Raw genomic sequence first — 24,557 nt, 5'->3', positions numbered from 1 at the left:
GTTGCGATCGGACGGGATCTCATCTGTGGAGCTAAGGAGAATTGAACTCCTGACCTCCTGCATGCCATGCAGGCGCTCTACCAACTGAGCTATAGCCCCTTGCGGTGTTCTGCGTTCCGCCCGGTTTCCCCGGCGGCGACGCCAACATTACACGGTCACCGGGGTGTACTACCAAATCGTTTCCGCTCTGTGCCGATTTGCCCGGAACGTCAGCACCGGGCGACCGGGTCAGGCCGTCACGAACGAGTAGAACCGCTTGAGCGTGCAGTGCTCCTCCAGGAGCCGGCCGTAGATCGGCTCGCCCTCCAGCTCACGGTACGTCTCGATCGGGTCGCCTTTTATGATCAGCGCCCGGGCGCATTCCTCGCACCAGTACTGGTAGTCCTGGTGCACGGGCTCCATGTCGCGGACGATCGGCGTACCGCTGCCGCACCAGTCGCACTTCCTCCTGTGTGCACCCATCGATCAGCTCCAGATGTGGCCGCACGTCGTGCACACGAAAGAGATTCCCCCGTTGTCCCCGAGAACTTGGGCGACCTGGAGGGACCCGCAGGAAGGGCAGTCGAGGAGGGTGGCCGTCCCCGGTGTCACCACCGGTGCGAGAAGACGCTGGGCCTCCTCGCGGATGCTCCCGGGCATCGCCTCTCCCTCCCGTCGGGCCGCGCCCCCTTCCGGCCGTTTGATTCTGCCACGGCCGGACCAATACGGTCAGCGACGCCTTCGTACCAGTCCGGACACGGCATACGGCGATACCGCTCCGACCTGCGCGCACATACACGAGAGAAGGACGCCCGCACAGGTATACGAACCACGGAGCCGAGCGACTCAACCAGGGCACACGAAAAATCCCGCTCCCCTGGGGGGAACGGGATCCTCGTCACCGATCTGTCGATCTGTGGAGCTAAGGAGAATTGAACTCCTGACCTCCTGCATGCCATGCAGGCGCTCTACCAACTGAGCTATAGCCCCTTGCGTTCTTCCCGCTCGGCGGGGCGAACAAGAAGAACTTTAGCCTGCGACCTGCCGGAAAGTGAAATCCGGGTCCCGGCGGGCGCCCGGAGGCGGACCTCCGGCCGTCCCCGCGGCCCGCCCGGTGTCAGTCGTCGTCGCCCAGCACCGGCTCCGGGAGGGTGCCGGCGTTGTGCTCCAGCAGGCGCCAGCCGCGGGCGCCCTCGCCGAGGACGGACCAGCAGCAGTTGGAGAGGCCACCGAGGCTCTCCCAGTGACGGGAGTCGAGGCCCAGGAGGCGCCCGATGGTCGTGCGGATGGTGCCGCCGTGACTGACCACGACGAGAGTGCCGTCCGAGGGCAGCTTCTCGGCGTGCCGCAGCACCACGGGGGCGGCCCGGTCGGCGACCTCGGTCTCCAGTTCGCCCCCGCCGCGGCGGACCGGCTCACCCCGCTTCCAGGCGGCGTACTCGTCGCCGTAGCGCGCGATGATCTCGTCGTGCGTCAGCCCCTGCCAGACGCCCGCGTAGGTCTCGCGCAGGCCCTCGTCGTGCGTGACCTCCAGGCCGGTGAGCGCGGCGAGCTCGGCGGCCGTGGCGGCGGCGCGCCGCAGGTCCGAGGCGACGATGACGTCCGGCTTCAGGGAGGCGAGCAGCCGGGCGGCGCGCCGGGCCTGGGCGACGCCGGTCTCGGTGAGGTCGATGTCCGTGGTGCCCTGGAAGCGGCGCTCCACGTTCCAGGCGGTCTGGCCGTGCCGCCAGAGAATGACACGCCGGCCGCGCGAGGCGCGGCCGGCCGTGTCTATGCCGGGGGCGGCGCTCACCGCGGCTCCCCGCCGAGCTCGGCCGCCTCCTCGGCGGCCTGCAGCCGGGCGTGCTCCTCGCCCTTGCCGCGGGTGGCCTGCGCGTCGGCGGGCAGATCCAGCTCGGGGCAGTCCTTCCACAGCCGCTCGAGGGCGTAGAAGACACGCTCCTCGCTGTGCTGGACGTGCACCACGATGTCGACGTAGTCGAGCAGGACCCAGCGGGCCTCGCGGTCGCCCTCGCGGCGCACGGGCTTGGCGCCGAGCTCCTTGTTCAGCCGCTCCTCGATCTCGTCGACGATGGACTTGACCTGGCGGTCGTTGGGCGCGGACGCGAGCAGGAAGGCGTCCGTGATGGACAGGACGTCGCTGACGTCGTACGCGATGATGTCGTGCGCGAGCTTGTCGGCGGCCGCCTGGGCGGCGGTGTGGATGAGCTCGAGAGAGCGGTCAGTGGCGGTCACTACGTGGCTTTCGGTCGGCGGTCGGTTACGCCCTCACGGGCTACCTCAAGGGTCTCACGGACCGCCGGGACCACCCCAGGGATCGGCTCCCGTCCAGGGGATCATGCCGTGGAACAGGGGCTGCACCCGTACGGGGCCGCCCCGGAGCGCCCGTACGGGAGCGCTCCGGGGGCCGCCGATCACCCGCGGAAACCGGTCTTCCTCGGCAACCGGCCGTCCTCAGGAACCGGTCACCTCGTAGTCCTGGCCGAGGACGACCGAGACGTCGGCGTTGGACGTGGTGCTGCCCTTGGTCACGCTGCTGGTCGGCAGGCCCAGGGTCTTGGCGACCTCGACGGCCTCCTCCTTGCTCGCGGCGTCGGCGTACGTGACCCGGGAGGCGGCCTCGGCGGCGGAGGCGGTGCCCGCGTCGAGGAAGGTGTAGCCGCCGTTGAGCAGGACCACGCGGGCCTGTTCGGTGGCGTTCTTCTCGCCGGTGGCGTTCCTGATGCCGACCCGGACGGCGTCGCCCGCCTCGGGGCTCTTCGCGGTACCGCCGAGCAGCTTCTCGACCACGCTGCCGGAGGCCTCGGCGTCGAGCGTGCCGTCCTCCTGGACCGGCAGCAGGGCGGTCTCGTAGTCGCCGCCCTTGGCCCGGTCGGCGAGCTTGGCCAGGAAGGTCCCGAGGTCGCTGTCGGTCAGCGGCGGGTCGAGGATCTGCGCCAGCGTCTGCACGGTGACCGTGGCGGCCTCCGCGTCCGAGGACAGCTTGCGCAGGACGCCCTGCATCACCTGGCCGAACCGCTCCAGCTGCGCGTTCTCCGACTCGCCGGACGCCCGGTAGGTGGCGTACGCGACGGCCATCTTGCCGCTGAGGGTCTGGCCCTTGCCCTTGTTGACCAGCGGTGTTGCGCCCTTGTCCTTGGCGTCCGGGTCGGGCACGTCCGTGTTCGTGTCGACGTCGATGTTGCCGACGAGTTCGACGAGGTTGTTCAGGTACGGCGTGTCGAGGCGCCAGGTGCCCTCGATGTCGGTGCCGAGGACGGTGTGCAGCGCGTCACGGGTGCCGGAGGCCCCGTCGTCGTCGACGGACTTGGCGAGGGTGGTGGTGCTGCCCTCGTCGTCCGTCAGGGCGAGGGAGTCGGGCAGCAGGACGGTGGCGCCCCGCTCAGTGGTGGTGTTGTTCACGAGCAGTGCGGTGGAGGTGCCGCCCCCGGCGGTGTCGTGCAGATGGACGACGAGCACGTCGCGCTTCTGGGCGGCCGCCGAGGTCGTGGTGCCGTCCTTCCCCTCCGTGCCCGAGCCGGGCAGCTTGCCCGCGAACCAGAGGTAGCCGACGCCTCCGACCGCGACCAGGGCGAGGACCACCGCGAGGGCGATGAGCCGGAAGCGGGCCCGGCGCTTGGCCTCCTCACGGCGCTCGGTGCGGTTCTCGGTGAACTTCAGCCAGTCGATGACGTCCTCGGACTCGCCGTCGGGCTCCTCGACGAAGGCGAACTGCTCGGTGTGGTAGTCGCCCTCGCCGCCGCCCCCGTCCGGTCCTCCGGGCCGGTCGCCGTCGCCAGGTCTGTGGCCGGGTCCCGGACCGTCCTCCTGCCCGGTGTCCGCGGGCCCCGCCTGGTGCGGGATGTACGCGGTCTGCCCGGCGGTGTGGGGCTGCGGGGCGGCGGTGTACGTCTGCTGTCCGGGGCCCTGCCCGTAGGGGTCGTACCCGTCGTATCCGGCCCCGGCCGGTCCGCCCGCGGCGCCTCCCTGGCCGGTCCCGTACGGGTCGTGGAAGGCGGCCTGCGACGACGGGGCCTGCGCCGTGTCGTAGGGGGGCACGGGCTGCTGCCGGCCCGTGTCGTACGGCGCGGCGGGCTGCTGTGCGGCGGTCGCGTACGGGTCGTAGCCGTAGCCCTGGGGCTGCTGCGGGGGCTGCGCGCCGTAGGGGTCGTACCCCTGGGGGGCGGGCCGGTCGGGCACCTGCCGGTACACAGGCTGCCCGAACTCGTCGTAGCCGACGAGCTCGTACGGGGCGTCCCCGTAGCCGGCGTCGTATCGGTCGTTCACTGGTGCCCCTCTCGGCTCACTCGCCGCGGTACAGCTCACGCTTGTCGATGTAGCGCACCACACCGTCCGGCACCAGATACCAGACGGGGTCGCCCTTCGCGACTCTCGCACGGCAGTCCGTGGACGAGATGGCCAGGGCCGGGACCTCGACCAGCGAGACGCCTCCGGCGGGCAGACCCGGGTCGGCCAGGGTGTGGCCGGGGCGGGTGACGCCGACGAAGTGCGCGAGCGAGAACAACTCGTCCGTGTCCCGCCAGGTGAGGATCTGGGACAGCGCGTCGGCGCCGGTGATGAAGAAGAGGTCCGTGTCGGGGTTGAGCGCACACAGCTCGCGCAGGGTGTCCGTGGTGTACGTGGGTCCGCCGCGGTCGATGTCGATGCGGCTGACGGAGAACTGCGGGTTCTCGGCGGTCGCGATGACCGTCATCAGATAGCGGTCCTCGGCCGGGGAGACATGGCGGTGCGACTTCTGCCACGGCTGGCCGGTCGGCACGAACACGACCTCGTCGAGGTTGAACTGGGTGGCGGCCTCCTGGGCCGCGACGAGGTGACCGTTGTGGATCGGGTCAAACGTTCCGCCCATGACACCGAGACGGCGCCGGCGGCCCGGGTTCGCGGGGCCGGTGCCGGAACCGTGTCCGGGGCGGTCCGCCCGGCCGCTCGCCGTGATGTGCCGCGGGCCGGTAGGCATTTCCTGCTCTCCCATGCGTGCAGACCCTACCGGCCCGGCCGAAGCGCCCCGGTCGAACGTCTATTTGCGAGGATTCAGCGGTCCCGGTTGAACCGGGTGGTGATGAACAGCAGCACCATCAGGACGGCGAAGGCGCCGATGCCGGTGAGGTAGGGGCTGAGGCTCTCGTGGTTGCCGCCGTGATGCTCCTCGCCCTCGGCGGCGAGGGTGACCAACTGGGCAGCGGTGGCGTGGAAGCTCATCGTCGGCTGAACCTATCCGGGTGTGGGATCGGGGACTCGGTGCCCATCGTAAGCGGGCGCCTGCGCAGCGCTCACGCCGACTCCACCCTTGTGGCGGACGCGCCCTCAGTCGTCGTCACCGCGGTAGCCCCGCAGCAGCAGCCAGGCACCCAGCACACAGCCGACCAGCATCACGATCAGCACGACACGGAACAGGTGGCTGCTCACACCCTGCTCTCCGGCGGCGGCCGCGGCCTGGGGAAGCCAGGTGGCGAGGGTGTGCTCCATGGGATCGCTCCTTACGTGTGCTGCCCTGCCACCGTAACTCCGCCTAGGCTGAGAACCGCTTCGGGGGGCACACCGGGCCATCAGACACATGGGGGAACCACATGTCCGACGACAGCCACGAGCACAACGGGCGGGGCCAGGTGCCCAGCCGGCACCGCAGGCGCTTCGAGGGCATCTCCTCGCGCGCGTACGAGCATCCCGCGGACCGCTCGGCCCTGGTGGCCCTGCGCAAGCTCAGCGGCTTCGACACGGTCTTCAAGGCGCTCAGCGGTCTGCTGCCCGAGCGCAGTCTGCGCCTGCTGTTCCTGTCCGACTCCGTACGGGTCTCGGACGCGCAGTTCGCGCACCTCAACGACATGCTGCGGGACGCCTGCTACATCCTGGACCTGCAGAAGGTCCCGCCGATGTACGTCACCCAGGACCCGCAGCCGAACGCGATGTGCATCGGCCTGGACGAGCCGATCATCGTCGTCACCACGGGTCTCGTCGAGCTGCTCGACGAGGAGGAGATGCGGGCCGTCGTCGGCCACGAGGTGGGCCACGCGCTGTCCGGCCACTCCGTCTACCGCACGGTCCTGCTCTTCCTGACCAGCCTGGCCGTCCGGGTGGCGTGGATCCCGCTGGGCAATCTCGCGATCATGGCGATCGTGACCGCGCTGCGCGAGTGGTTCCGCAAGTCGGAGCTGTCGGCCGACCGGGCGGGTCTGCTGGTCGGGCAGGACCTCCAGGCCTCGATGCGCGGCCTGATGAAGATCGCGGGCGGCAACCACCTGCACGAGATGAACGTGGACGCGTTCCTCGCGCAGGCCGAGGAGTACGAGGCCGGGGGCGATCTGCGCGACTCCGTGCTGAAGATCATGAACGTGCTGCCCCGCTCCCACCCCTTCACCGCCGTGCGCGCGGCCGAACTGAAGAAGTGGGCCTCCTCCCGCGACTTCCAGCGGATCATGGACGGCCACTACCCGCGGCGCAGCGAGGACAAGGACACCTCGGTGACCGACTCCTTCCGGCAGTCGGCGGCCAGCTACGCCAGCGACGTCAGGAACTCCAAGGATCCGCTGATGAAGCTGGTCAGCGATATCGCGGGCGGGGCGGGCGACCTCGGCGGCCGGGTGCGGCGCGGCTTCGGCGGCTTCACCGGCGGCGGCAACGGTGGCGGCGCGTCCAAGGACCGGCCGCAGGGCGAGCGCCCCGGCGAGGAGTGACGCTTCCGGCCGCCGGCGTCACACCTTCGGCTGCGCGCTCTGTGCCAGCGAGCCGCACACGGCCGTGACGCCGCCCGTCGCGTACGGGTCCGTGCCGGCCGGGCCGCCCGCCGTCGCCGTCTGTCCCGCGAGCAGCGGGCGCAGGTGGCCCGCCGAGTCCTCGGCGCACGCGAGCGGCCCGGCCTGGACGGCCGAGACGACGGTCTCGGCCTGGTGCCTGCGCAGATCGTCGCGGTCGAAGCGGAAGTGCAGCTCACGCCGGACGGTGAACAGCGAGGCCGCGGCCTCCTCGCCCGCGCCGGCCGGCCGCAGCGCGTAGACGTAGGTGTGGTCGGCGACGACCTCGAGGGTGTCGGCGTCGTGCTCGGCGGCCTGCAGGGTGCCGTGGACGCGGATCCTGGAGTCGGCGAGTTCGGCGCGGGAGGAGTCGAAGCGGACCAGCCAGCCGGTGGGCGCGTGCTGCCCGTCGGCGGCGGGGTGGTCGAAGCTCTGGTCGAACTGGTCCAGCAGGTCCGGGTCGAGCAGGATGCGCGCGGGCCGTACGGTCGCGCCGCTGAGCACCTCGGGATCGAGCGCGGAGGCGACGAGGTAGTCCTTCGCCGTCGCCAGGGCGGTGACGACCTGGCTGTCCGAGAAGTTCGCCGTACGCCGGGTGGCGGGCATGGTGATGCCCTCGGCGCCGATGCGGAAATGCGCGGCGGGACTCTGTTCGTACAGCTGCTCGACGTCCGTGGAGCCCGGCACCGCCGCCTGGGGGGCGAGCGGGACGACGCTCATCCGCAGGGGCTCGGTGGGGCCGGCGGCCGGCGTCTCGTACGGGTGCCGCAGCCCCATGTAGACCGCGGTGCCGAAGGCGAGGGCGATCAGCACCACGAGGACCAGCGCCTGCCGGGACAGCCCGCGGCGCAGCGGGGCGCGACGGCGCACCGCGGGGGCGTGGTCGCCCAGGCGTTCCCGGGCGGAGAACTCCTGGAGCCGGGCAGCGCGGATGAACGACTCGTCGAAGACGACCGACCTGTACTCGTCCTCACCACCGGGAGCGCCCTCGGGTGTCCCCTCAGGTGGGTCTCCTGGTCCGCCCATACTCTCAGAGTAGGTCTCGCGGGGCTCCGGTAAACGCCCTGTCACGACAACTTCTGACAGGCGCTCACCAGGTGCGCGAGCGGCCGTGTGCGTCTCTCAGGGCGTACGGGGCACCGCCGGCACCGGCGGCTGGGAGTAGTCGGCCGAGGCGGACGGGGCCGTGTCGACGCCTTGTTCGAGACCGGTGGAGGCAGGGGGCGGGACCTGGTCCTCGTGGCTGCCCGAGGACGCGCCCCGGTACACCGCGCTGAAGGCGAGGGCGACCATGCCGATGCCCATCACGAGGGCGAGCACCCAGGCCACGGGCCGGTGCCAGCGGGTCTGCCTGCCGTAGGTGCCCGGAGCTCCGTAGCGGCCCTCCAGGAGCTCTGTGTCGTCGAGGTCGTCCGGGTCCCTGTCCGGGCCGTAGCCCGTGTCGTCAGGCCGGAAACCGTCGTCGTACCGCTCGTCGTCACCGCGCGGGTGTCTCGTGTGCGTGCGGCGCGCCTCGGCCTCCTGGGCGTCGGCGCGGGCCTGGGCGGCGGCCAGGAGTCTTTCGACGGCGGTCGGTTCGTGCACCACCGCGGCCCGTACGAAGTCCTCGTCGAAGACCACGGAGGCGAACTCTTCGTCCATACCCCCGCGGTCGCGGTCGTCGTCGGGCTCCCAGCCGTCCGGGAACGGCGTGCCCCCCACGTCCTCCGGCACGGATCCAGAGTAGACCTGGGGGGTCAATTTGGGCAGACGGTAAGGAAATTCATCGACTGTGCGATTCAGATCACAGAAACGGGACCGCACCCCCCGGACACCCCCGTGCGCCGGGCGCGCACAACGGTGCCGCGTGCGCGCCCGGCGCACGCGGCGACCGGACCGCTAGCGCCGCACGTGACCGTCGCCGGTCACGATGAACTTGGTGCTCGTCAGCTCCGGCAGCCCCATCGGGCCCCGGGCGTGCAGCTTCTGCGTGGAGATGCCGATCTCGGCGCCGAAGCCGAACTGGCCGCCGTCCGTGAAGCGGGTGGAGGCGTTCACCGCGACCGTCGTGGAGTCCACCAGCTGGGTGAAGCGGCGGGCGGCCTGCTGGGAGGTCGTCACGATGGCCTCGGTGTGGCCGGAGCTCCACAGCCGGATGTGCTCCACGGCCTTGTCGAGCGAGTCGACGACGGCGGCGGCGATGTCGTACGAGAGGTACTCGGTCTCCCAGTCCTCGGGGGTCGCCTCGACGACGGTCGCCCGGGTGTCCTTGGCGTGGGCCAGCACCCGCTCGTCGGCGTGCACGGTCACCCCGGCGTCGGCCAGCGCGTCCAGGGCCCGCGGCAGGAACTCGGCGGCGATGTCCTGGTGGACCAGGAGCGTCTCGGCGGCGTTGCACACGCTCACCCGGTGGGCCTTGGAGTTGACCAGGATCTCGACCGCCATGTCGAGGTCGGCCTGGGCGTCCACGTAGACGTGGCAGTTGCCGGTGCCGGTCTCGATGACCGGGACGGTGGACTCCTGGACGACGGTACGGATCAGGGAGGCGCCGCCGCGCGGGATCAGCACGTCGACGAGGCCGCGGGCGCGCATCAGCTCCCGTACGGACTCCCGGCTCTCGCCCGGGACGAGCTGCACGGCGTCGGCGGGCAGCCCGGCCCCGCCGACGGCGTCGCGGATCACCCGGACCAGCGCGGTGTTCGACTCGTACGCGGACGACGAGCCGCGCAGCAGGACCGCGTTGCCGGACTTCAGGCAGAGGGCGGCGGCGTCCACGGTCACGTTCGGCCGGGCCTCGTAGATGATGCCGACGACGCCGAGCGGGACGCGGACCTGGCGCAGGTCGATGCCGTTGGGGAGGGTGGAGCCGCGGACGACCTCGCCGACCGGGTCCGGGAGCGCCACGACGTCCCGTACGTCGGCGGCGATGGCGCGCACCCGCTGCGGCGTCAGGGTGAGCCGGTCGATGATCGCCTCACTGGTGCCGGCCTCGCGGGCCCGCTCGATGTCCTTGGCGTTGGCCTCGACGATCTCACTCGTACGGACCTCCAGAGCGTCCGCGATCGCGAGCAGCGCGTCGTCCTTGACGGCCCGCGGCAGCGGCGCGATCTGCGCGGCTGCGGCCTTGGCCCGGTAGGCGGCCTGGGTGACCGGGGACATGGAGTCGTACGGCGAGAGCGTGGTCATGAGGGAAGGGTAGTGCGCCGGGAGGGACCGTCCATGAGGCATCCCACTGCGCGAGACACGGCGCGGAACACGGTGCGGGGAGCAGCCCGGGGCACGGCGCGAAGACGGTCACGCGGGCCGGTCAAAAGGGATGAACCCCTACCGGTGCCGCCGGGAGCGGTCCGCAGCCCTCCGCGACGCGCTGGTGGTAGGTCTCGCGGTCGATGACCTCCAGGCCGACGATCTCCCAGGGCGGGAGCTGGGCGCTCTGCCGGTGCTCGCCCCACAGGCGCAGGGCGACGGCGGCCGCGTCGTGCAGGTCGCGGGCCTCCTCCCAGTAGCGGATCTCCGCGTGGTCGTTGGCATAGCGGCTGGTCAGCAGAAAGGGGTGGTCGTGGGCGAGCTGTTCGAGGCCGCGCCGCACCTCCTTCAAGGGGGCCTCGCCGCCCGAGACGCTGAGCGTCACATGCCACAGCCGGGAGGCCTCTTCCGGCTTCTCCCGCCCGGGCCCGGCCGCGGAGCGTTCCTCGAACGCCGCTCCGGCCGCGACGCTGGTGAGGGCGCGCTCCTCGCCGGCCGTACAGGAACCGCCACCGTTGCGGGACACCGCCGCCCCATGGCGTACTCGTCTCACGACGGCCTCCCTTTCGCGATGGTCGTACGGAATCTCCTTGCCACAAAGTTGAGCAGGCCGCACGGCTTCGCGGGGCGGTTTTACGGAACGTCCACCGCCGGGGGCCCGGGAATCGTATGTTTGCGGGCCCGAACAGTCATGGATTGAGCAGAACCAGGTCGTCCCGGTGTACGACCTCTCGTTCGTAGGCGGGGCCGAGCTCGCGTGCCAGTTCCCGCGTCGAGCGGCCGATCAGCCGGGGGATCTCCGTGGCGTCGAAGTTCACGAGCCCCCGCGCCACCGCGCGGCCCTCTCCGTCGCGCAGTTCCACGGGGTCGCCCGCGGTGAAGGCGCCGTCGACCGACGCGATGCCCGCCGGCAGCAGCGACTTGCGGCCCTGGACGACCGCGCGCACGGCCCCGTCGTCGAGGGTGAGCGAGCCCTGCGGGGTGGAGGCGTGCTGGAGCCACAGCAGCCGGTCGGCGGAGCGCTTGCCCGTGGGGTGGAAGTACGTGCCGGTGTCGCCGCCGGTGAGGGCGTCCGCCGCGTGGACCGCGCTGGTCAGCACCACGGGGATGCCCGCGGCCGCGGCGATCCCGGCCGCCTCGACCTTGGTGACCATGCCACCGGTGCCGACGCCGGCCTTGCCCGCGCTGCCGATCTCGACGTGCGCGAGGTCCTCGGGGCCGCGCACCTCGGCGATGCGCGAGGTGCCGGGCCTGCTGGGGTCTCCGTCGTACACGCCGTCCACGTCGGACAGCAGGACCAGCAGGTCGGCGTGGACCAGGTGGGCGACGAGCGCGGCGAGCCGGTCGTTGTCGCCGAAGCGGATCTCGTCCGTGGCGACGGTGTCGTTCTCGTTGACGACCGGCAGGGCACCCATCGCGAGGAGCTTGTCGAGGGTGCGCGAGGCGTTGCGGTGGTGGGCGCGGCGGCTCATGTCGTCGGAGGTGAGGAGCACCTGGCCGACGCGGACGCCGTAGCGGGCGAGGGAGGCGGTGTAGCGGGCCACCAGGAGGCCCTGGCCGACGCTCGCGGCCGCCTGCTGCCGGGCGAGGTCCCGGGGGCGCTTGCGCAGGCCGAGCGGCGCGAGTCCGGCGGCGATGGCGCCGGAGGAGACGAGCACGATCTCCTTCGCCCCTCCGTCGCGGACCTTGGCGAGGACGTCCACGAGGGCGTCCACCCGGTCCGCGTCGAGCCCTCCGGAGGCCGTGGTCAGGGACGAGGAGCCGACCTTGACGACGATCCTGTTCGCTTCCGCAACAGCTTGCCTTGCCGCTGACACGCGTGTCCCCGCTTTTCCCGTTCCGACCTGTCCCCTGTGCAATCTACGTCAGCACGGGCACCCGGTGCCGTGGCATTTCGCTGGGTGGACGGCTGCGTCACCTGCCGTACGGTTCGTACGCGCGCGCGGTCGCGCATTCCGCCATCCCGGCCGGGCACCGCGGCATCGCGCTCGCGCGGCCGGGCATGACGCTCAGGTGCTCCGCCGTCACCACCGCGACCGGTGTTACGTCTGAGAAAATCCTTTATCTGCTGAATAAACCCGCAGAAGATTGCTCGACGAGCGCCGAAGGTCATACGGTCGGGGATCGGCCTTCCTTGTCCAGGTGCCCCGGGTTGGAAGGCGCCGGGGGCGCGCACACGGAGGCGGGCCGCCCCCACTGCCTTTGCTCCACTTCCCCCCATCCAACCCCTCCGCAGGAGCCCCGCCCGTGCCCTCCGCAGGCCTCCCATACCGCCGCGTCGCGCAGCTTTCCGTGCTGCTGGCGATGTTCGCGTTCTATACGGCTCAGATCATCTCCGCGCTGCTGCCCAACGTCCCCGTGTTCGTCGCCGCGAGCGCCGCGGGCCTCGTCCTGGACACGCTGCTGCAGTACCGGAGCCCCGGTCTCCTCGTCATCCTGAGCAAGGTCCGTTTCGACACGATGGTCCGCCAGCTGCTGCGCGACATGCTGGTCCTCGTGGGGCTGCTGCGGATCGACGGTGTCGACCCGCTGGGCGAGCAGGCACCGCTGCTGGTCGGCCTGTGCGCCCTCTACGCGCTGCACTTCCTCTGCCAGGGCGTGAGCGTACTGGTGCGCCGCACCCGCACGCTGCCGATCGTCACGCGGAACATCGACGCGTCGGCGCTGCGCCTGACCGCCGCCCCGCCGCGCCTGCTGTCCCGCCGCCAGGCCCACCGCCTGCTCACCTTCTCGCTGCCCGCCACGGCCGGCCTGCTGGCCACCGCGGCCACCGGGGACGTGCTCTGGGGTGCCCTCGGCCTCGGCCTGGCCCTGGCGCTGATGCTCGGCGGTACGGCGTACCTGGCCGACTGGCTGCGGGCGAAGAAGCGGCCGAAGAACGAGCAGCAGGTCATCGAGTGGCTGGACCAGTGGCTGGCCGAGTACAGGCCCACCGTCGCGATGTACTTCTCGGGCGGCACCACGTCGGCGTACCAGGCCAACATGTGGCTCTCCTCGCTCTCCCAGCTCGACGGCAGGCCACTGATCGTGCTGCGCGAGCGCTTCATGGTGCAGAAGATCGACGCCACCGACGTGCCGATCATCTGCTTCCCCAAGGTCGCCACGATGTTCTCGCTGGAGAACTCGACGCTGAAGATGATGCTGCACCCGGCGAACGCCGCGAAGACCTCCCAGGTGCTGCGCATCCCCACGATCAAGCACGCGTTCATCAACCACGGCGAGAGCGACAAGCTGTCCTCCTGCAACCCCTACGCGAAGGCGTACGACGAGGTGTGGGTCGCCGGACCCGCGGCGCGCGAGCGGTACGCGCTCGCCGAGGTCGGCGTCGAGGACAAGGACATCGTCGAGGTCGGCCGCCCGCAGCTGGCCCCGATCCGCCCCTGGTCCGGCGCGCCGACGGGCACGTACACGACCGTCCTGTACGCCCCCACGTGGGAGGGCTGGGACGGCAACCCGGGCAACACCTCGGTGGTCCTGGCCGGCGAGAACATCGTGCGCGGGCTGCTCGCGGACGACGGCGTACGGCTGCTGTACAAGCCGCACCCGATGACCGGTTCCGTCGACCCGCGCGCGGGTGCCGCCAACGAGCGGATCAAGGCGATGATCCGCGAGGCCAACACCCGGCGCTCGGGTGCCCGCCCGGGCCCGGAGGCCGCCGCCGAGCTGGCCCGCCGCACCGCCGAGCTGGACGAGCTCACCTCGACGTCCTTCCGCGCCAGCGCGGACGAGGTGGAGCGGATGATGCTGCAGGGCGCGCCGAGCGGGAACCGGGAGGCGGCCATCGCGGAGGCCACGGCCGCCTGGGAGAAGGCGTACTGGGCGTCCTTCCCGGAGTGGGAGCACCAGATCATCACGGACGCGCGGCCCACGATCTTCACCTGCTTCAACCAGGCCGACCTGCTGATCAGCGATGTCTCGTCGGTGGTGTCCGACTGGCTGTCCAGCGAGAAGCCGTACGCGGTGGCGAACACCTCGGGCATGGACGAGGAGGCGTTCCGGACGGGCTTCCCGACCGTGTCGGCGGGCTTCGTCCTCACCCCGTCGGCCGAGGGCGTGCCGGCTCTGCTGGAGTCGGTCCGCCACCCGGAGAAGGACCGGCTCGCCGCGGCCCGCGCGGAGCTGAAGGTGCACCTGCTGGGCCCGTCCGACCCGCCGTCGCCGGTCCGCTTCGACAACGCGGTGCGGGCGCTGTGCGCGAAGGCCGACGAGCGGCGCGTCCGGATGCGGTCCCGGATGGCCTCCGAGGTCCCGGTCCGGCTCGAGGACAAGCTCGAGGACATGGCGGAGCCCGAGGCGCGCGACGACGCGGCGGACACCGATCCGACCGCCTCGGACACGGTCACCACGGCGTAGCGCGCCCGTACGGCACACGCGACCGGCCCCGGAGGCATGTCCTCCGGGGCCGGTCGCGCGTTCACCCGGACACCGGGGTCCGAGATGGCGCGGGAACCCTACCGCGGGTGCCGCAGCCGCCAGCCGGACCAGGCCGACTCGATCATCTCGTCCACCCCGTACCGCGCGGACCAGCCCAGCTCCGCACGGATGCGGTCGGCCGCGGCCACCACCCGGGCCGGGTCGCCGGGGCGGCGCGGGAAGGTCCCGGGGCGTACGTCCTGATGGCCGGTGATCTTGCAGATGCGGTCGATCATCTCGCTGACCGACACGCCCTCCCCGCGTCCGATGTTGAGGGTCAGCGCGGTGCCCTCGGGGTCGTCCGCGAGCCTGCGGGCGGCGGCGAGGTGGGCCGAGGCGATGTCCTCGACGTGGATGAAGTCGCGGACGCAGGTGCCGTCGGGCGTCGGGTAGTCGTCGCCGAAGACGCGCGGCGCCTCACCGGCCTCCAGCCGCTCGAAGACCATCGGCACGAGGTTGAAGACACCGCGGTCGGCCAGCTCCGCGCTCGCGGCGCCGGCGACGTTGAAGTAGCGCAGCGAGACACTGCCGATGCCGTGCGCCCGGCCGGCCGCCCGGACCAGCCACTCCCCGACGAGCTTGGTCTCGCCGTACGGGTTCATCGGCGCGCAGGGCGTCTCCTCGGTGACGAGATCGACGTCCGGCATGCCGTAGACGGCCGCGGAGGAGGAGAAGACGAACCGCTTCACCCCGGCGTCGGCCATGGCCGCGAGCACGGTCTCGAGCCCGGTGACGTTCTCCCGGTAGTAGTGCAGCGGCTGCTCGACGGACTCGGCCACCTGCTTCTTGGCCGCGATGTGCACCACGCCCGTCACCGCGTGCTCCCGGATGGCGGCGTCCAGGGCCGCGCGGTCGAGCACCGTGCCGACGACCAGCGGCACACCCTCCGGCACGCTGTCGGCGTCACCGGTCGACAGGTCGTCGAAGACCACGACCCGCTCACCGGCGGCCGTCATGGCGCGGACGACATGTGCGCCGATGTACCCGGCGCCTCCTGTGATCAGCCAGCTCATTGCCTCATCCCTTTCACTCGGCCGTCAGCTTCCCTCGGCCGTCAGCCGAGACGGTCCACGGCCTCGAAGACACGCGCACAGTTGGCCATGTCCCGGCGGGCGAAGAACTCGTCCACGCGATCGCTGTACGGGCTCTCGACCCTGAACTTCCGGTCGATCGCCGCGATGATCTCGTCGACGGCGTCCTCCACGGTCCGGCACACGGGCCCGAACCCGTCGTCGGTCAGATCGAAGTAGCCCCGCCGGTAGTGGCGGCCGTAGAAATCGTCCTCGTCGAAGGGGACGTAGACGACCGGCTTGCCCATGTAGGCCACGTCGAAGAAGACGGAGGAGTAGTCGGTGACGAGGAGCGAGCACTCCTTCATCGCCTGCTGGACACCGCGCTTCTTCGGGTCCGCGACACTGATGGACGGGTGGTCGACCCTGAAGTGGGACAGGTACGGGCGGATCTCGTAGTGCGGGAAGAACTCCAGGCGCACGCCGGACCGGCTCAGCGCGTCCCTCAGCCGCTCGTTCTCCAGGAGCCGTGAGAAGAAGCGGAAGTACTCCGACGCGGCGAACTGCACCTTCGGCCGGCGGCTGCGGTTGTACGAGGGCACCACGATGTCCCGCCGCCAGGTGGGCATCAGCAGGACGGTCGGCTCCGCCTCGACCGGCTGCAGCTTGTCGAAGCGGGGGAAGCCCAGCGCCTGGACCTCGTCGCGGCTGTACCCCATCTCCGACGCGATGTAGTCGGCCTCGTGCTCGGAGACCGCGACGAACAGATCCACGCTGGTGGACTGCCGGTGCGCGGACTGCGAGACGTCGTTGTACGTGACGCCGTGCTGCAGGAAGACCCGGCGGTAGCGCAGCAGGTCCCCGAACCGGCGCAGGTAGTCGACCTTGCTGACACCGGGAGGCGCGAGGTAGGCCTCCAGGTCGTACGGGGAGATCAGCCGGGTGGCGTTGAGCAGGTACAGCTTGTGCTTCAGCGATCCCAGGTCGATGACGTTGCCGAGGCCCGCGATCTTCTCGCGGTCGGCGGAGTCCCGGGTGATGACGTAGTACGCGTTGCGCTTGGGGTGGTTCTCCCGCATGTAGCGGAAGAAGTGGTGCCCGTTGTCCTGCGCGGTGTCCTGCCGCTCGCCGACGATCCAGATGTCACGGCGGGACAGTACGGGGCGGGTGAGCCAGTAGAGCAGCCTCAGGCGCCAGCCCGGCCGGCGCTTCAGCACCGCGGCCGTCTCCCCGGCGAACCTCCGGGCGGCGGCGGCGAACCGGGCCTTCCCCTTGCCGGAGGTCACCCGCAGGCCGACCCTGCCGTCGTCGGACACCGTCGCCTGGTAGCGGAATCCGCTCACCCGGTCCGGGGCCTTGAAGCGGTGCAGCGCGGGCCTGGCCGTCACCGGGATGTCGATGTGGCCGCGTTCGCCGTGCACCCGCACCGCGAGGGCGCACTCGCCCGCGAGGACGCCGCCGAGGTCGTCGGCGTGGAGGTCGGCGCGCCAGCCGGAGTGCAGGTCCCGCTGCCTGCGCACGTGCCAGCGGTCACGGCGGTAGATCTGCCGGACCGCCACGGAGCGCTCCTGGCCGGAGGGGGAGGTGAGCACCAGCTCCAGCCGGTTCTCCAGCTCCCGGTCCAGGTCGACCCCGCCGAGGACCAGGAACCCCTCGACGCGGAGGGCCCCGTCCACGGGCCGCACCGACTCCGCCATGGCCGAACGGTTCTCGACGCGCAGCAGCGTGGAGACCTCGACGTCTCCCACCGCTCTCCGGTAGAGGAGCGGTCCGTCGACGACCAGTTCGGGGAGGTACTCCGGCGGTTCCGTGGAGGAGCGGAACAGCTCGGCGTTGCCGGCCTTCACCGCGTGGTGGAGCAGCAGCGGCTTGTCGGCGGGCGCGTGCTCCCGCACCACGTCGTCCGGTATCTCGCGGTACAGCTCCCTGACCCGCGGATAGAGGTCCGTGAGCTCGTCGCGCCCCAGGATCCTGGGCAGGTCGCGCAGATAGGCGTCGAAGCTGCCCGCGGCGAAGCCGCGGACCAGGGCCTTCTCCTCCTCGCCGGCGGACGCGAAGTCGCCGGCCAGGGCGAGGTCGAGCTCCAGCATGCGGCGCGTCGCCGACAGCCGGTCCCCCACCGCCGTGCCGTCCTCGCCGGCGCCGGGGACGCCGTGGACGACGGAGTCGGCGAGTGCGATCCGGCGCGCCCGTACGAGCGCGGTGACGACCTCCCGGATGCCCGTGTCCGGTCCGGGACGGACACCGAGGTCGCTCAGGAACTCGCGGCGGAACACCTTGCCGCCGGGGAAGGCCGCGAAGAGCAGGCCGGGGGCGGCGGCGACTCCGTCCAGGACCCTGTCCCCGGCTCCGAAGCACGTGCGCCAGCGCTCCTCCACCGCGGCGAGCGCTCCGGACGTCTGCCAGGTGTTGCCGACCGCCACATCGGCGTCGTTGTTCCTCGCGGCGTCCAGCAGCCGCCGGAGGGCTCCCTCGGCGAGGACCGCGGAGCCGTCGAGGAAGGCCACGTGGGGCGCGGAGAGCCGGACCTCCGCAGCGGTGCCGCCCTCGCGGTCTCCGGCGTCCGCACCGGTACGCAGGACGGTGACGTTCTTGTACTGCTCGGCGAACTCGCCGACGACCGCCGGGCTCCCGTCGGCGCTGTCATCGACGGCCAGGACGACCTCGGTCCTGGGGAACACGTCCTGGCACGCCAGGGAGTTCAGGGCCGAGCGCAGGGACGCTTCCCCGGCCGCGCCGGTCACGACCACGGACAGTTCGGGATCCGCCGGAGCGGGGAGGCTGTCCGGCCGGCTCCGGCCCTCCCACCAGGTCCAGTCGGCCGTCTCCACGGCTCCCGCGGCGGCGCCCGCGCCGGAACCGGCGGGCCGCAGCACGAGGTTCCCGCTGGACGACTCGGAGGCCTCCAGTCCCGAACCGTCCAGAGCCCGGTTCACCGGACCGAGATCGAGGCCCCGGACGCACAGCGCGGTGGTGTGCTTCCGGCCCTCCCACCGGACCTGCAGCGACACGTTCACCGTCTCCTGGTCCGCGTACGGGGCGACCAGCGAGCGCAGGTCGGCCGACACGGCGTAGGACACCTGCTCCTCGGTCACGCGCACGTCCGCGACCTTGACGGCCTCCCGTCCGGGCACTCCCTTGGCGCGCACCAGGAGGACCAGCTCCGTCCGGTCACCGGGCTTGACGCGCTGGAACTGGTTGCCGATCTCACCGGCGATGTGCAGAGCCGCGCCCTCGAGCCGGAGCGACGTCACCCGGTTGTACAGCCGCGCGTTGTCGAACGGCTCGTCGTACAGCCGCAGTTCGGTGACGTCCAGGACCTCGGCGGCCCCCGGCAGCGACAGATGGCGGCCGGACCAGTACGTCCGCCCGTCCCGCTGGGTCAGGTCGCTCGACACCACGCTGCGCCGCTGCTCGAAGTCCGAGACGGTGAGCGCCTCGTCGGCGAGCTGGTGCCGCAGGAAGAAGGCGCGCACACGATCGAGCGGGCCGCACAGGGTGTACGCCTCTTCGTCGATCTCGGCCAGATAGCCGGAGACGGTACGGAGAAAGGCCGACCGGAACTCCTCGTCGGCGGACCGCAGCTCCTTCATGTACAGACGCACGTCGTGGCTCAGGAACCTGACGTCCTTGTGCACCTTGAGTTCCCGGGCTCCCACGGAGGCCAGGAAGGCGTCCGCCCGCCGGTGGACCTCGATCCGGTCGCTGATGCTGCGGATCTCGTGCCGCCTGTTCGTGATCGACCCGACGCCGGCGCCCCGGTCCTCCCAGATCCACCGGTACACCGGCTCGGCGAGGACGGTGATGCCCTTCGCGTGCGCGTACGCCATGGCCGAGAAGAGCGTGTCCTCGTAGAACAGGCCTTCCGGGAAGAGGATGTCGTGCTCGACCAGGAAATCGCGGCGGTAGAGCTTGGCCGCCGCGATGGGGTCGTTGACGAGTTCCGGCCAGGCGCCGGCCCCCGCCACGTGCCTCTCGGTCCCGTAGAGCGCCGGCTGCCACAGTCGCGACGTGGCCCTCTCGTAGTTCACCCGGTACGCCCGGCCCGCGGTGATGTCGGCGCCGCTCTCCCGCGCCGACCGCAGCAGTACCTCGCACGTCTTGGCGTACAGCTCGTCGTCGGCGTCGAGGAACATCACGAACTCGCCGCGGGCGGCCCGGATTCCGTCGTTGCGCGGGGCACCGACGCCCCCGCTGTTGGTGTCACGGGATATGACGCGCAGCCCGGGCAGGCGTTCGGCATAGCGCTCGGCCACCGCTCTCGTGCCGTCCTCGGAGGCGTCGTCGACGACCAGGACCTCGATGTCCCGGAACGTCTGGACCGCCAGCGAGTCGAGGGCCCTGCCCACGATTCCTGCGGCGTTGTAGGCGGGCACAACCACAGTAATAACGGGTGCAGTGTCCATGGACGTGGACATTACGCCTCCATCGCCGAGGTGATCTCCTGGGAGCGCTACTCCTGAATACCGGGACCCCTGGCCGCGGAAGCAGCGACGGGAACTCCGACCGTAGAGCCGCACACGGCGACGGGAACGTGTCGCCGGGGAAACTTCGGGTGACACAGGGACGTAGCCAGTCTCATGAGCAGGTTAACTCAGCCCTTCCCGCCCCCTTGCGGCCTCCATCGCGACGAAACAGGCATACGGGACTGTGGCCTCTACCACATAGATGCCTGCACAACCTTTGGCCTGACTATGCGTCTAGATACTGGCGGGGGGCCGCTTACTCCGCCGCCCCCGGCCCGGCCCCGCCGGCAAGCCGCACGAGCACCTTGTTACAACCTCCTTCTCCGGCTGCGAGCCGCCGAGGGAGCAGCCTGGAAGGCCTCCGCATGGAAATACCACCTCTCGCCGAGGTCCGCCGTCTCACCGAGAAAAGAAGAGACGCATGGTGGACCGTTCTCCTGGTCGACCCCGTGGCCACTCCCCTGGTCCGGCTGACGGCCAGGTGGCGTTGGATCACGCCGAACGGGATCACCTGGGCTGCTCTGGTCATGGGCCTGGCCGCGGCGGCCTGCTTCGCCCAGGGCGACCGGCAGTGGCTGGTCATCGGCGCGATCGTGTACCACATCAGCTTCATCTTCGACTGCATGGACGGGAAGCTCGCCCGTCTCACCGGCCGGGGCTCGGAGTTCGGTGCGTGGCTGGACTACGTCTTCGACCGCGTCAGGGTGCTGATCTGCGCCGTGGCCCTCATGGGCGGTCAGTACAACAGGACCGATGACGTCGCCTACGTGTGGCTGGCCCTCGCGGTCGTCTTCCTGGACATGCTGCGGTACATCGACGCCCTGCAGATCTTCAAGGTCCGTCAGGGCATGCGGCAGAAGCTCAAGCAGCGCGCGGAGGCCGTGAACGGCACCGTGCCGGCGCACCTGGCCGACACGTCCGACGTCGTCGACGAGGCAGCGTCCGAGGCCGAGGACGCCACCCCGCAGGACGCCGCGCCCGCGCCCTCCCTCATCGTGACCCAGCAGTCCTTCATCCGCCGGTTCACCAAGTACAACCGCATCCGTGACTTCCTGATCGCGCACCGTATCCGTACGCATCTGATCAGCGGTATCGAATTCCAGATGGCTGTCTTCATCATCGCCCCGCTCATCGGGGCGATCATGTGGACGACCGTTGCCGCGGGCGCGCTGCTGCTCCTCTTCGAGTTCGCCATCATCTACAAGCTCCTGCTGTCCACGAAGGACTTCGAGCGGGTCATGGCGTCCTACGACGACAAGCCCGTGGCACAGGAGGCCGAGGTCCAGCAGGGATCTCCCGCCATGAGCCGCTGACCCCGCGTTCCGCCGGGTCCGGGACGATCCCGGACCGCTCCGGGACTCGAGCAGCCGAGGGGCCGGTTCCCGTCCGACGACGGGAACCGGCCCGTTCCGTATCCTGCCTCCGTACCCCGTCCGGCCTTCACCGGACGGCCTTCACCGGACCGGTACGGAAAAGGCGGAAAAGAACGACGCACAGACTATGAAAGGGCGCTTCCTGAACCCCGAGTACGACATCACACTCATCGTGCCGTGCTTCAACGTGGCTCCTTACCTTCCGGCCTGCCTGGAGTCGATAGAGAGCCAGCGGGATTTCGACAGAACACAGGTCCTGCTGGTCGACGACGGCTCGGCGGACGGCACCCCGGGACTGCTGTCGGAATTCGCCCGCCGGCACCCCAACGCACGCGTCCTCACGCAGCCCAACGCGGGGCCGGGCGCGGCACGCAACCGCGCGCTGGACGAGGCGGAAGCCCGCTATCTCGCCTTCGCCGACGGGGACGACGTCCTGCGCGAGGACGGCCTCCGGTCCATGCTCACCTGCGCCCTGGAGAGCGGGGCCGATATGGTGGTCGCGGACTTCGTCAACGTTCCAGAACGCCCCTACGGCCGCTGGAAGCGGCATTTCGGCAAGGGCGATCAGCTGATCTCGGACATCACCCGGTATCCGGAACTGATTTTCTCCGGAAGCGTATGGAACAAGCTCTACTCGGCACGCTTCGTCCGCGATCACGGATTTCGTTTCGCGGACGGCCGGCTGTTCGAGGACGCCTGGTTCAGCATTCCGGCGATGCTTTCCGCGGGAAGTATCTATCTCCTCGACAAGCCGGTGTACGACTACCGGAAGCGCGCCGAGGGGAACTCCATCATGGACTCCCTCCGGACCAACCCCGCGAACTACTTCGACCACCTGGCACTGAACCTGCATCTGCTGCGGCTCGGCGACCGGTACTCCGGCGACATCAAGCGCATGCTGCAGCGGTACGCCGCGTTCACCTACCGCGGGTTCCTCAGGGGGCTGCGCCGGGCACCGGACGGTATCGACCATTCGGCACTGCTGCCCCTGATCACCGAGCACTACCGCCTCATCCCCGACGACGTCCTCCAGGAGTTCGCGGAGCACCCGGGGGACGACGAACTCCAGCAGGCGGCCAAGGACGGCACGCTGAGCGGCCTGCTCGGGGCCCGGGCGAACTGACGGGAGACGGTGCACCGCGAGGGGGCACGGTTTCGCGCCCCCTCGCGGTGCGGGATCCTCGGTTCCCTCAGTCGAACGGGTCGAAGCCCTCGTACGCCTGCTCCGCCTCGTCGCGCTCCGCCTGGCGGTCGCGGCGGCGCTGGGCCGCCGGGCGCGGGGCCTCGAAGCGGTGGTCCTCGCCGCGCCGGCCGAGCATCTCCGCACCGGCCATGACCGAGGGCTCCCAGTCGAAGACGACGGCGTTCTCCTCGGGACCGATGGCGACGCCGTCGCCGCCGCGGGCGCCCGCCTTCATCAGCTCCTCCTCGACGCCGAGGCGGTTCAGCCGGTCGGCGAGGTAGCCGACGGCCTCGTCGTTGTTGAAGTCGGTCTGGCGCACCCAGCGCTCCGGCTTCTCACCGCGTACGCGGAACAGGCCGTCGTCCTCGCGGACCACGGTGAAGCCGGCGTCGTCGACCGCCTTCGGGCGGAGGACGATCCGGGTCGCCTCCTCCTTCGGCCGGGCCGCACGGGCCTGGGCCACCAGGTCGGCGAGGGCGAAGGACAGCTCCTTCAGACCGGTGTGCGCGACCGCCGACACCTCGAAGACCCGGTAGCCCCGTGCCTCCAGGTCCGGCCGCACCATCTCGGCGAGGTCCTTGCCGTCCGGCACGTCGATCTTGTTGAGGACGACGATGCGCGGACGGTCGTCGAGGCCGCCGTAACTCTTGAGCTCCTCCTCGATGATGTCGAGGTCGGAGAGGGGGTCGCGGTCGGACTCCAGCGTCGCGGTGTCCAGGACGTGCACGAGCACGCTGCAGCGCTCCACGTGGCGCAGGAACTCCAGGCCGAGGCCGCGGCCCTGGCTGGCGCCCGGGATGAGGCCCGGCACGTCGGCGACCGTGTAGACGGTGGAGCCCGCGGTCACCACGCCCAGGTTGGGCACGAGCGTCGTGAACGGGTAGTCCGCGATCTTCGGCTTGGCGGCGGAGAGCACCGAGATGAGGGACGACTTGCCGGCGCTCGGGTAGCCGACGAGCGCCACGTCGGCGACGGTCTTCAGCTCCAGCACGACGTCCTGGAGGTCGCCCGGCACGCCGAGCAGCGCGAAGCCGGGGGCCTTGCGCCGGGCGGAGGCCAGCGCCGCGTTCCCGAGGCCGCCGCGGCCGCCCTGCGCGGCCACGTACGAGGTGCCGTGGCCGACGAGGTCCGCGAGGACGTTGCCCGCCTTGTCGAGCACGACGGTCCCGTCCGGCACGGGGAGGACCAGGTCCTGCCCGTCCTTGCCGGAACGGTTGCCGCCCTCGCCGGGCTTGCCGTTGGTGGCCTTGCGGTGCGGGGAGTGGTGGTAGTCGAGCAGCGTCGTGACGGACTGGTCGACGACCAGGATCACATCGCCGCCCCGGCCGCCGTTGCCCCCGTCGGGGCCGCCCAGCGGCTTGAACTTCTCACGGTGGACGGAGGCACAGCCGTGGCCTCCGTTACCCGCGGCGACGTGCAGTTCGACGCGGTCCACGAAGGTGGTCATGGTTCGGTGCCTCCAAAGACGTGCAGAAGACGTACAGCTAGTACTTGGCCCAAGCAATAACAAGCGAAAGGCGGACCCACTTCCCGGCCGGGAAGTGAGGTCCGCCTCGCGAGGTGTCCGATCAGGCGACCGGAACGATGTTCACGACCTTGCGGCCACGAGCGGTGCCGAACTGCACCGAACCGGCCTGCAGCGCGAACAGCGTGTCGTCGCCGCCGCGGCCGACGCCCGCACCCGGGTGGAAGTGGGTGCCGCGCTGGCGGACGAGGATCTCACCGGCGCTGACGACCTGACCGCCGAAGCGCTTCACGCCGAGCCGCTGAGCATTGGAGTCGCGACCGTTCCGGGTGGACGATGCGCCCTTCTTGTGTGCCATCTGTTCTCAGTCCCTTACTTCGCAGCCGAGGGGATCTCGGTGACCTTGATCGCCGTGTACTGCTGGCGGTGGCCCTGACGACGGCGGTAGCCGGTCTTGTTCTTGTAGCGCAGAATGTCGATCTTCTGGCCCTTGTGGTGGTCCACGACCTCGGCCTGGACCTTGATCCCGGCCAGCACCCACGGGTCGCTGGTCACGGAGTCGCCGTCGACAACGAGCAGGGTCGAGAGCTCGACCGTGTCGCCAACCTTGGCGGTGGAAATCTTGTCAACCTCAACGATGTCACCGACAGCAACCTTGTGCTGGCGGCCACCGCTGCGCACGATGGCGTACACGCGGATCTCACTCTCTCGCTCG

Annotated in this window: 21 protein-coding genes and 2 tRNA genes; 4 read left to right on the top strand and 19 right to left on the bottom strand. The window is 70.7% G+C overall.

Annotated features, from left to right (window positions below; genetic code table 11):
- Positions 1–26: 26 nt before the first annotated feature.
- From IE242_RS21245 to IE242_RS21205, 9 genes are all read right to left on the bottom strand, one after another.
- Positions 27–99, bottom strand: a tRNA-Ala gene (locus IE242_RS21245).
- Between the two features lie 129 nt (positions 100–228).
- Complete coding sequence (locus IE242_RS21240) at positions 229–462, bottom strand: hypothetical protein (protein ID WP_189861613.1); 234 nt, start codon at positions 460–462, stop codon at positions 229–231.
- A 434-nt stretch (positions 463–896) separates the two neighbouring features.
- Positions 897–969: transfer RNA gene (locus tag IE242_RS21235), tRNA-Ala, on the bottom strand.
- A gap of 127 nt (positions 970–1,096) precedes the next feature.
- Positions 1,097–1,771, bottom strand: coding sequence for a histidine phosphatase family protein (locus IE242_RS21230; RefSeq protein WP_229859211.1), 675 nt, complete (start codon positions 1,769–1,771; stop codon positions 1,097–1,099).
- Entirely contained in the window at positions 1,768–2,214 is a 447-nt protein-coding gene (rsfS, locus tag IE242_RS21225) for a ribosome silencing factor (RefSeq protein WP_189861611.1), read from the bottom strand. Before rsfS ends, IE242_RS21230 begins: the two co-directional genes overlap by 4 nt.
- Positions 2,215–2,433: 219 nt before the next feature.
- The gene (locus IE242_RS21220) at positions 2,434–4,245 is read right to left on the bottom strand and encodes an LCP family protein (RefSeq protein ID WP_189861609.1); all 1,812 of its coding nucleotides are present in this window, start codon (positions 4,243–4,245) and stop codon (positions 2,434–2,436) included.
- Between the two features lie 16 nt (positions 4,246–4,261).
- A complete protein-coding gene (nadD, locus tag IE242_RS21215; RefSeq protein WP_189861607.1) occupies positions 4,262–4,951 on the bottom strand; it encodes a nicotinate-nucleotide adenylyltransferase in 690 nt (229 codons plus the stop codon).
- A 59-nt stretch (positions 4,952–5,010) separates the two neighbouring features.
- Positions 5,011–5,178: a hypothetical protein gene (locus tag IE242_RS21210; RefSeq protein WP_189861605.1), complete on the bottom strand. Its 168-nt coding sequence runs from the start codon at positions 5,176–5,178 to the stop codon at positions 5,011–5,013.
- Between the two features lie 105 nt (positions 5,179–5,283).
- Positions 5,284–5,445, bottom strand: a complete 162-nt coding sequence (locus IE242_RS21205) for a hypothetical protein (protein WP_189861603.1) — start codon at positions 5,443–5,445, stop codon at positions 5,284–5,286.
- 101 nt (positions 5,446–5,546) lie between these two features.
- Here IE242_RS21205 and IE242_RS21200 point away from each other — a divergent pair, with 101 nt between their 5' ends.
- Positions 5,547–6,650: a M48 family metallopeptidase gene (locus IE242_RS21200; protein ID WP_189861601.1), complete on the top strand. Its 1,104-nt coding sequence runs from the start codon at positions 5,547–5,549 to the stop codon at positions 6,648–6,650.
- Between the two features lie 18 nt (positions 6,651–6,668).
- Here the strand turns inward: IE242_RS21200 and IE242_RS21195 are convergent, their stop codons facing one another.
- The 5 genes from IE242_RS21195 to proB form a co-directional block, all read right to left on the bottom strand.
- The gene (locus tag IE242_RS21195; RefSeq protein ID WP_189861599.1) at positions 6,669–7,733 is read right to left on the bottom strand and encodes an SCO2583 family membrane protein; all 1,065 of its coding nucleotides are present in this window, start codon (positions 7,731–7,733) and stop codon (positions 6,669–6,671) included.
- Between the two features lie 96 nt (positions 7,734–7,829).
- Positions 7,830–8,420: an SCO2584 family spore wall biosynthesis protein gene (locus IE242_RS21190; protein ID WP_189861597.1), complete on the bottom strand. Its 591-nt coding sequence runs from the start codon at positions 8,418–8,420 to the stop codon at positions 7,830–7,832.
- A 165-nt stretch (positions 8,421–8,585) separates the two neighbouring features.
- Complete coding sequence (locus IE242_RS21185) at positions 8,586–9,872, bottom strand: glutamate-5-semialdehyde dehydrogenase (RefSeq protein ID WP_189861595.1); 1,287 nt, start codon at positions 9,870–9,872, stop codon at positions 8,586–8,588.
- 121 nt (positions 9,873–9,993) lie between these two features.
- Positions 9,994–10,485: a DUF8830 family protein gene (locus IE242_RS21180; RefSeq protein ID WP_189861593.1), complete on the bottom strand. Its 492-nt coding sequence runs from the start codon at positions 10,483–10,485 to the stop codon at positions 9,994–9,996.
- Positions 10,486–10,621: 136 nt separating this feature from the next.
- A complete protein-coding gene (proB, locus tag IE242_RS21175) occupies positions 10,622–11,749 on the bottom strand; it encodes a glutamate 5-kinase (protein WP_189861591.1) in 1,128 nt (375 codons plus the stop codon).
- A gap of 430 nt (positions 11,750–12,179) precedes the next feature.
- Between proB and IE242_RS21170 the strand changes: the two genes are divergently transcribed.
- Positions 12,180–14,285: a hypothetical protein gene (locus tag IE242_RS21170; RefSeq protein ID WP_189861588.1), complete on the top strand. Its 2,106-nt coding sequence runs from the start codon at positions 12,180–12,182 to the stop codon at positions 14,283–14,285.
- Positions 14,286–14,383: 98 nt separating this feature from the next.
- On the opposite strand, the gene galE is transcribed toward IE242_RS21170, so the two are convergent.
- Both galE and IE242_RS21160 read right to left on the bottom strand, forming a co-directional pair.
- Entirely contained in the window at positions 14,384–15,358 is a 975-nt protein-coding gene (galE, locus tag IE242_RS21165; protein WP_189861586.1) for a UDP-glucose 4-epimerase GalE, read from the bottom strand.
- 41 nt (positions 15,359–15,399) lie between these two features.
- The gene (locus IE242_RS21160) at positions 15,400–19,761 is read right to left on the bottom strand and encodes a bifunctional glycosyltransferase/CDP-glycerol:glycerophosphate glycerophosphotransferase (protein WP_189861584.1); all 4,362 of its coding nucleotides are present in this window, start codon (positions 19,759–19,761) and stop codon (positions 15,400–15,402) included.
- 425 nt (positions 19,762–20,186) lie between these two features.
- On the opposite strand from IE242_RS21160, the gene IE242_RS21155 reads away from it, so the two are divergent.
- Together IE242_RS21155 and IE242_RS21150 are read left to right on the top strand one after the other, a co-directional pair.
- On the top strand, positions 20,187–21,134 hold the full coding sequence (locus IE242_RS21155) for a CDP-alcohol phosphatidyltransferase family protein (protein ID WP_189861582.1): 948 nt from the start codon (positions 20,187–20,189) through the stop codon (positions 21,132–21,134).
- 187 nt (positions 21,135–21,321) lie between these two features.
- The gene (locus IE242_RS21150; RefSeq protein ID WP_189861580.1) at positions 21,322–22,317 is read left to right on the top strand and encodes a glycosyltransferase family 2 protein; all 996 of its coding nucleotides are present in this window, start codon (positions 21,322–21,324) and stop codon (positions 22,315–22,317) included.
- Positions 22,318–22,384: 67 nt separating this feature from the next.
- Here IE242_RS21150 and obgE read toward each other — a convergent pair whose 3' ends face one another.
- The 3 genes from obgE to rplU form a co-directional block, all read right to left on the bottom strand.
- Positions 22,385–23,824: a GTPase ObgE gene (gene obgE, locus IE242_RS21145; RefSeq protein ID WP_189861578.1), complete on the bottom strand. Its 1,440-nt coding sequence runs from the start codon at positions 23,822–23,824 to the stop codon at positions 22,385–22,387.
- Positions 23,825–23,945: 121 nt separating this feature from the next.
- Positions 23,946–24,200: a 50S ribosomal protein L27 gene (gene rpmA, locus IE242_RS21140; protein WP_030569980.1), complete on the bottom strand. Its 255-nt coding sequence runs from the start codon at positions 24,198–24,200 to the stop codon at positions 23,946–23,948.
- Positions 24,201–24,214: 14 nt separating this feature from the next.
- Entirely contained in the window at positions 24,215–24,535 is a 321-nt protein-coding gene (rplU, locus tag IE242_RS21135; protein ID WP_073946703.1) for a 50S ribosomal protein L21, read from the bottom strand.
- Between the last annotated feature and the right edge of the window lie 22 nt (positions 24,536–24,557).

Origin of the sequence: Streptomyces poonensis (assembly GCF_014650915.1) — a bacterium.
GTDB lineage: Bacteria > Actinomycetota > Actinomycetes > Streptomycetales > Streptomycetaceae > Streptomyces > Streptomyces poonensis.
This window is presented reverse-complemented; position numbering and strand designations above follow the sequence as displayed.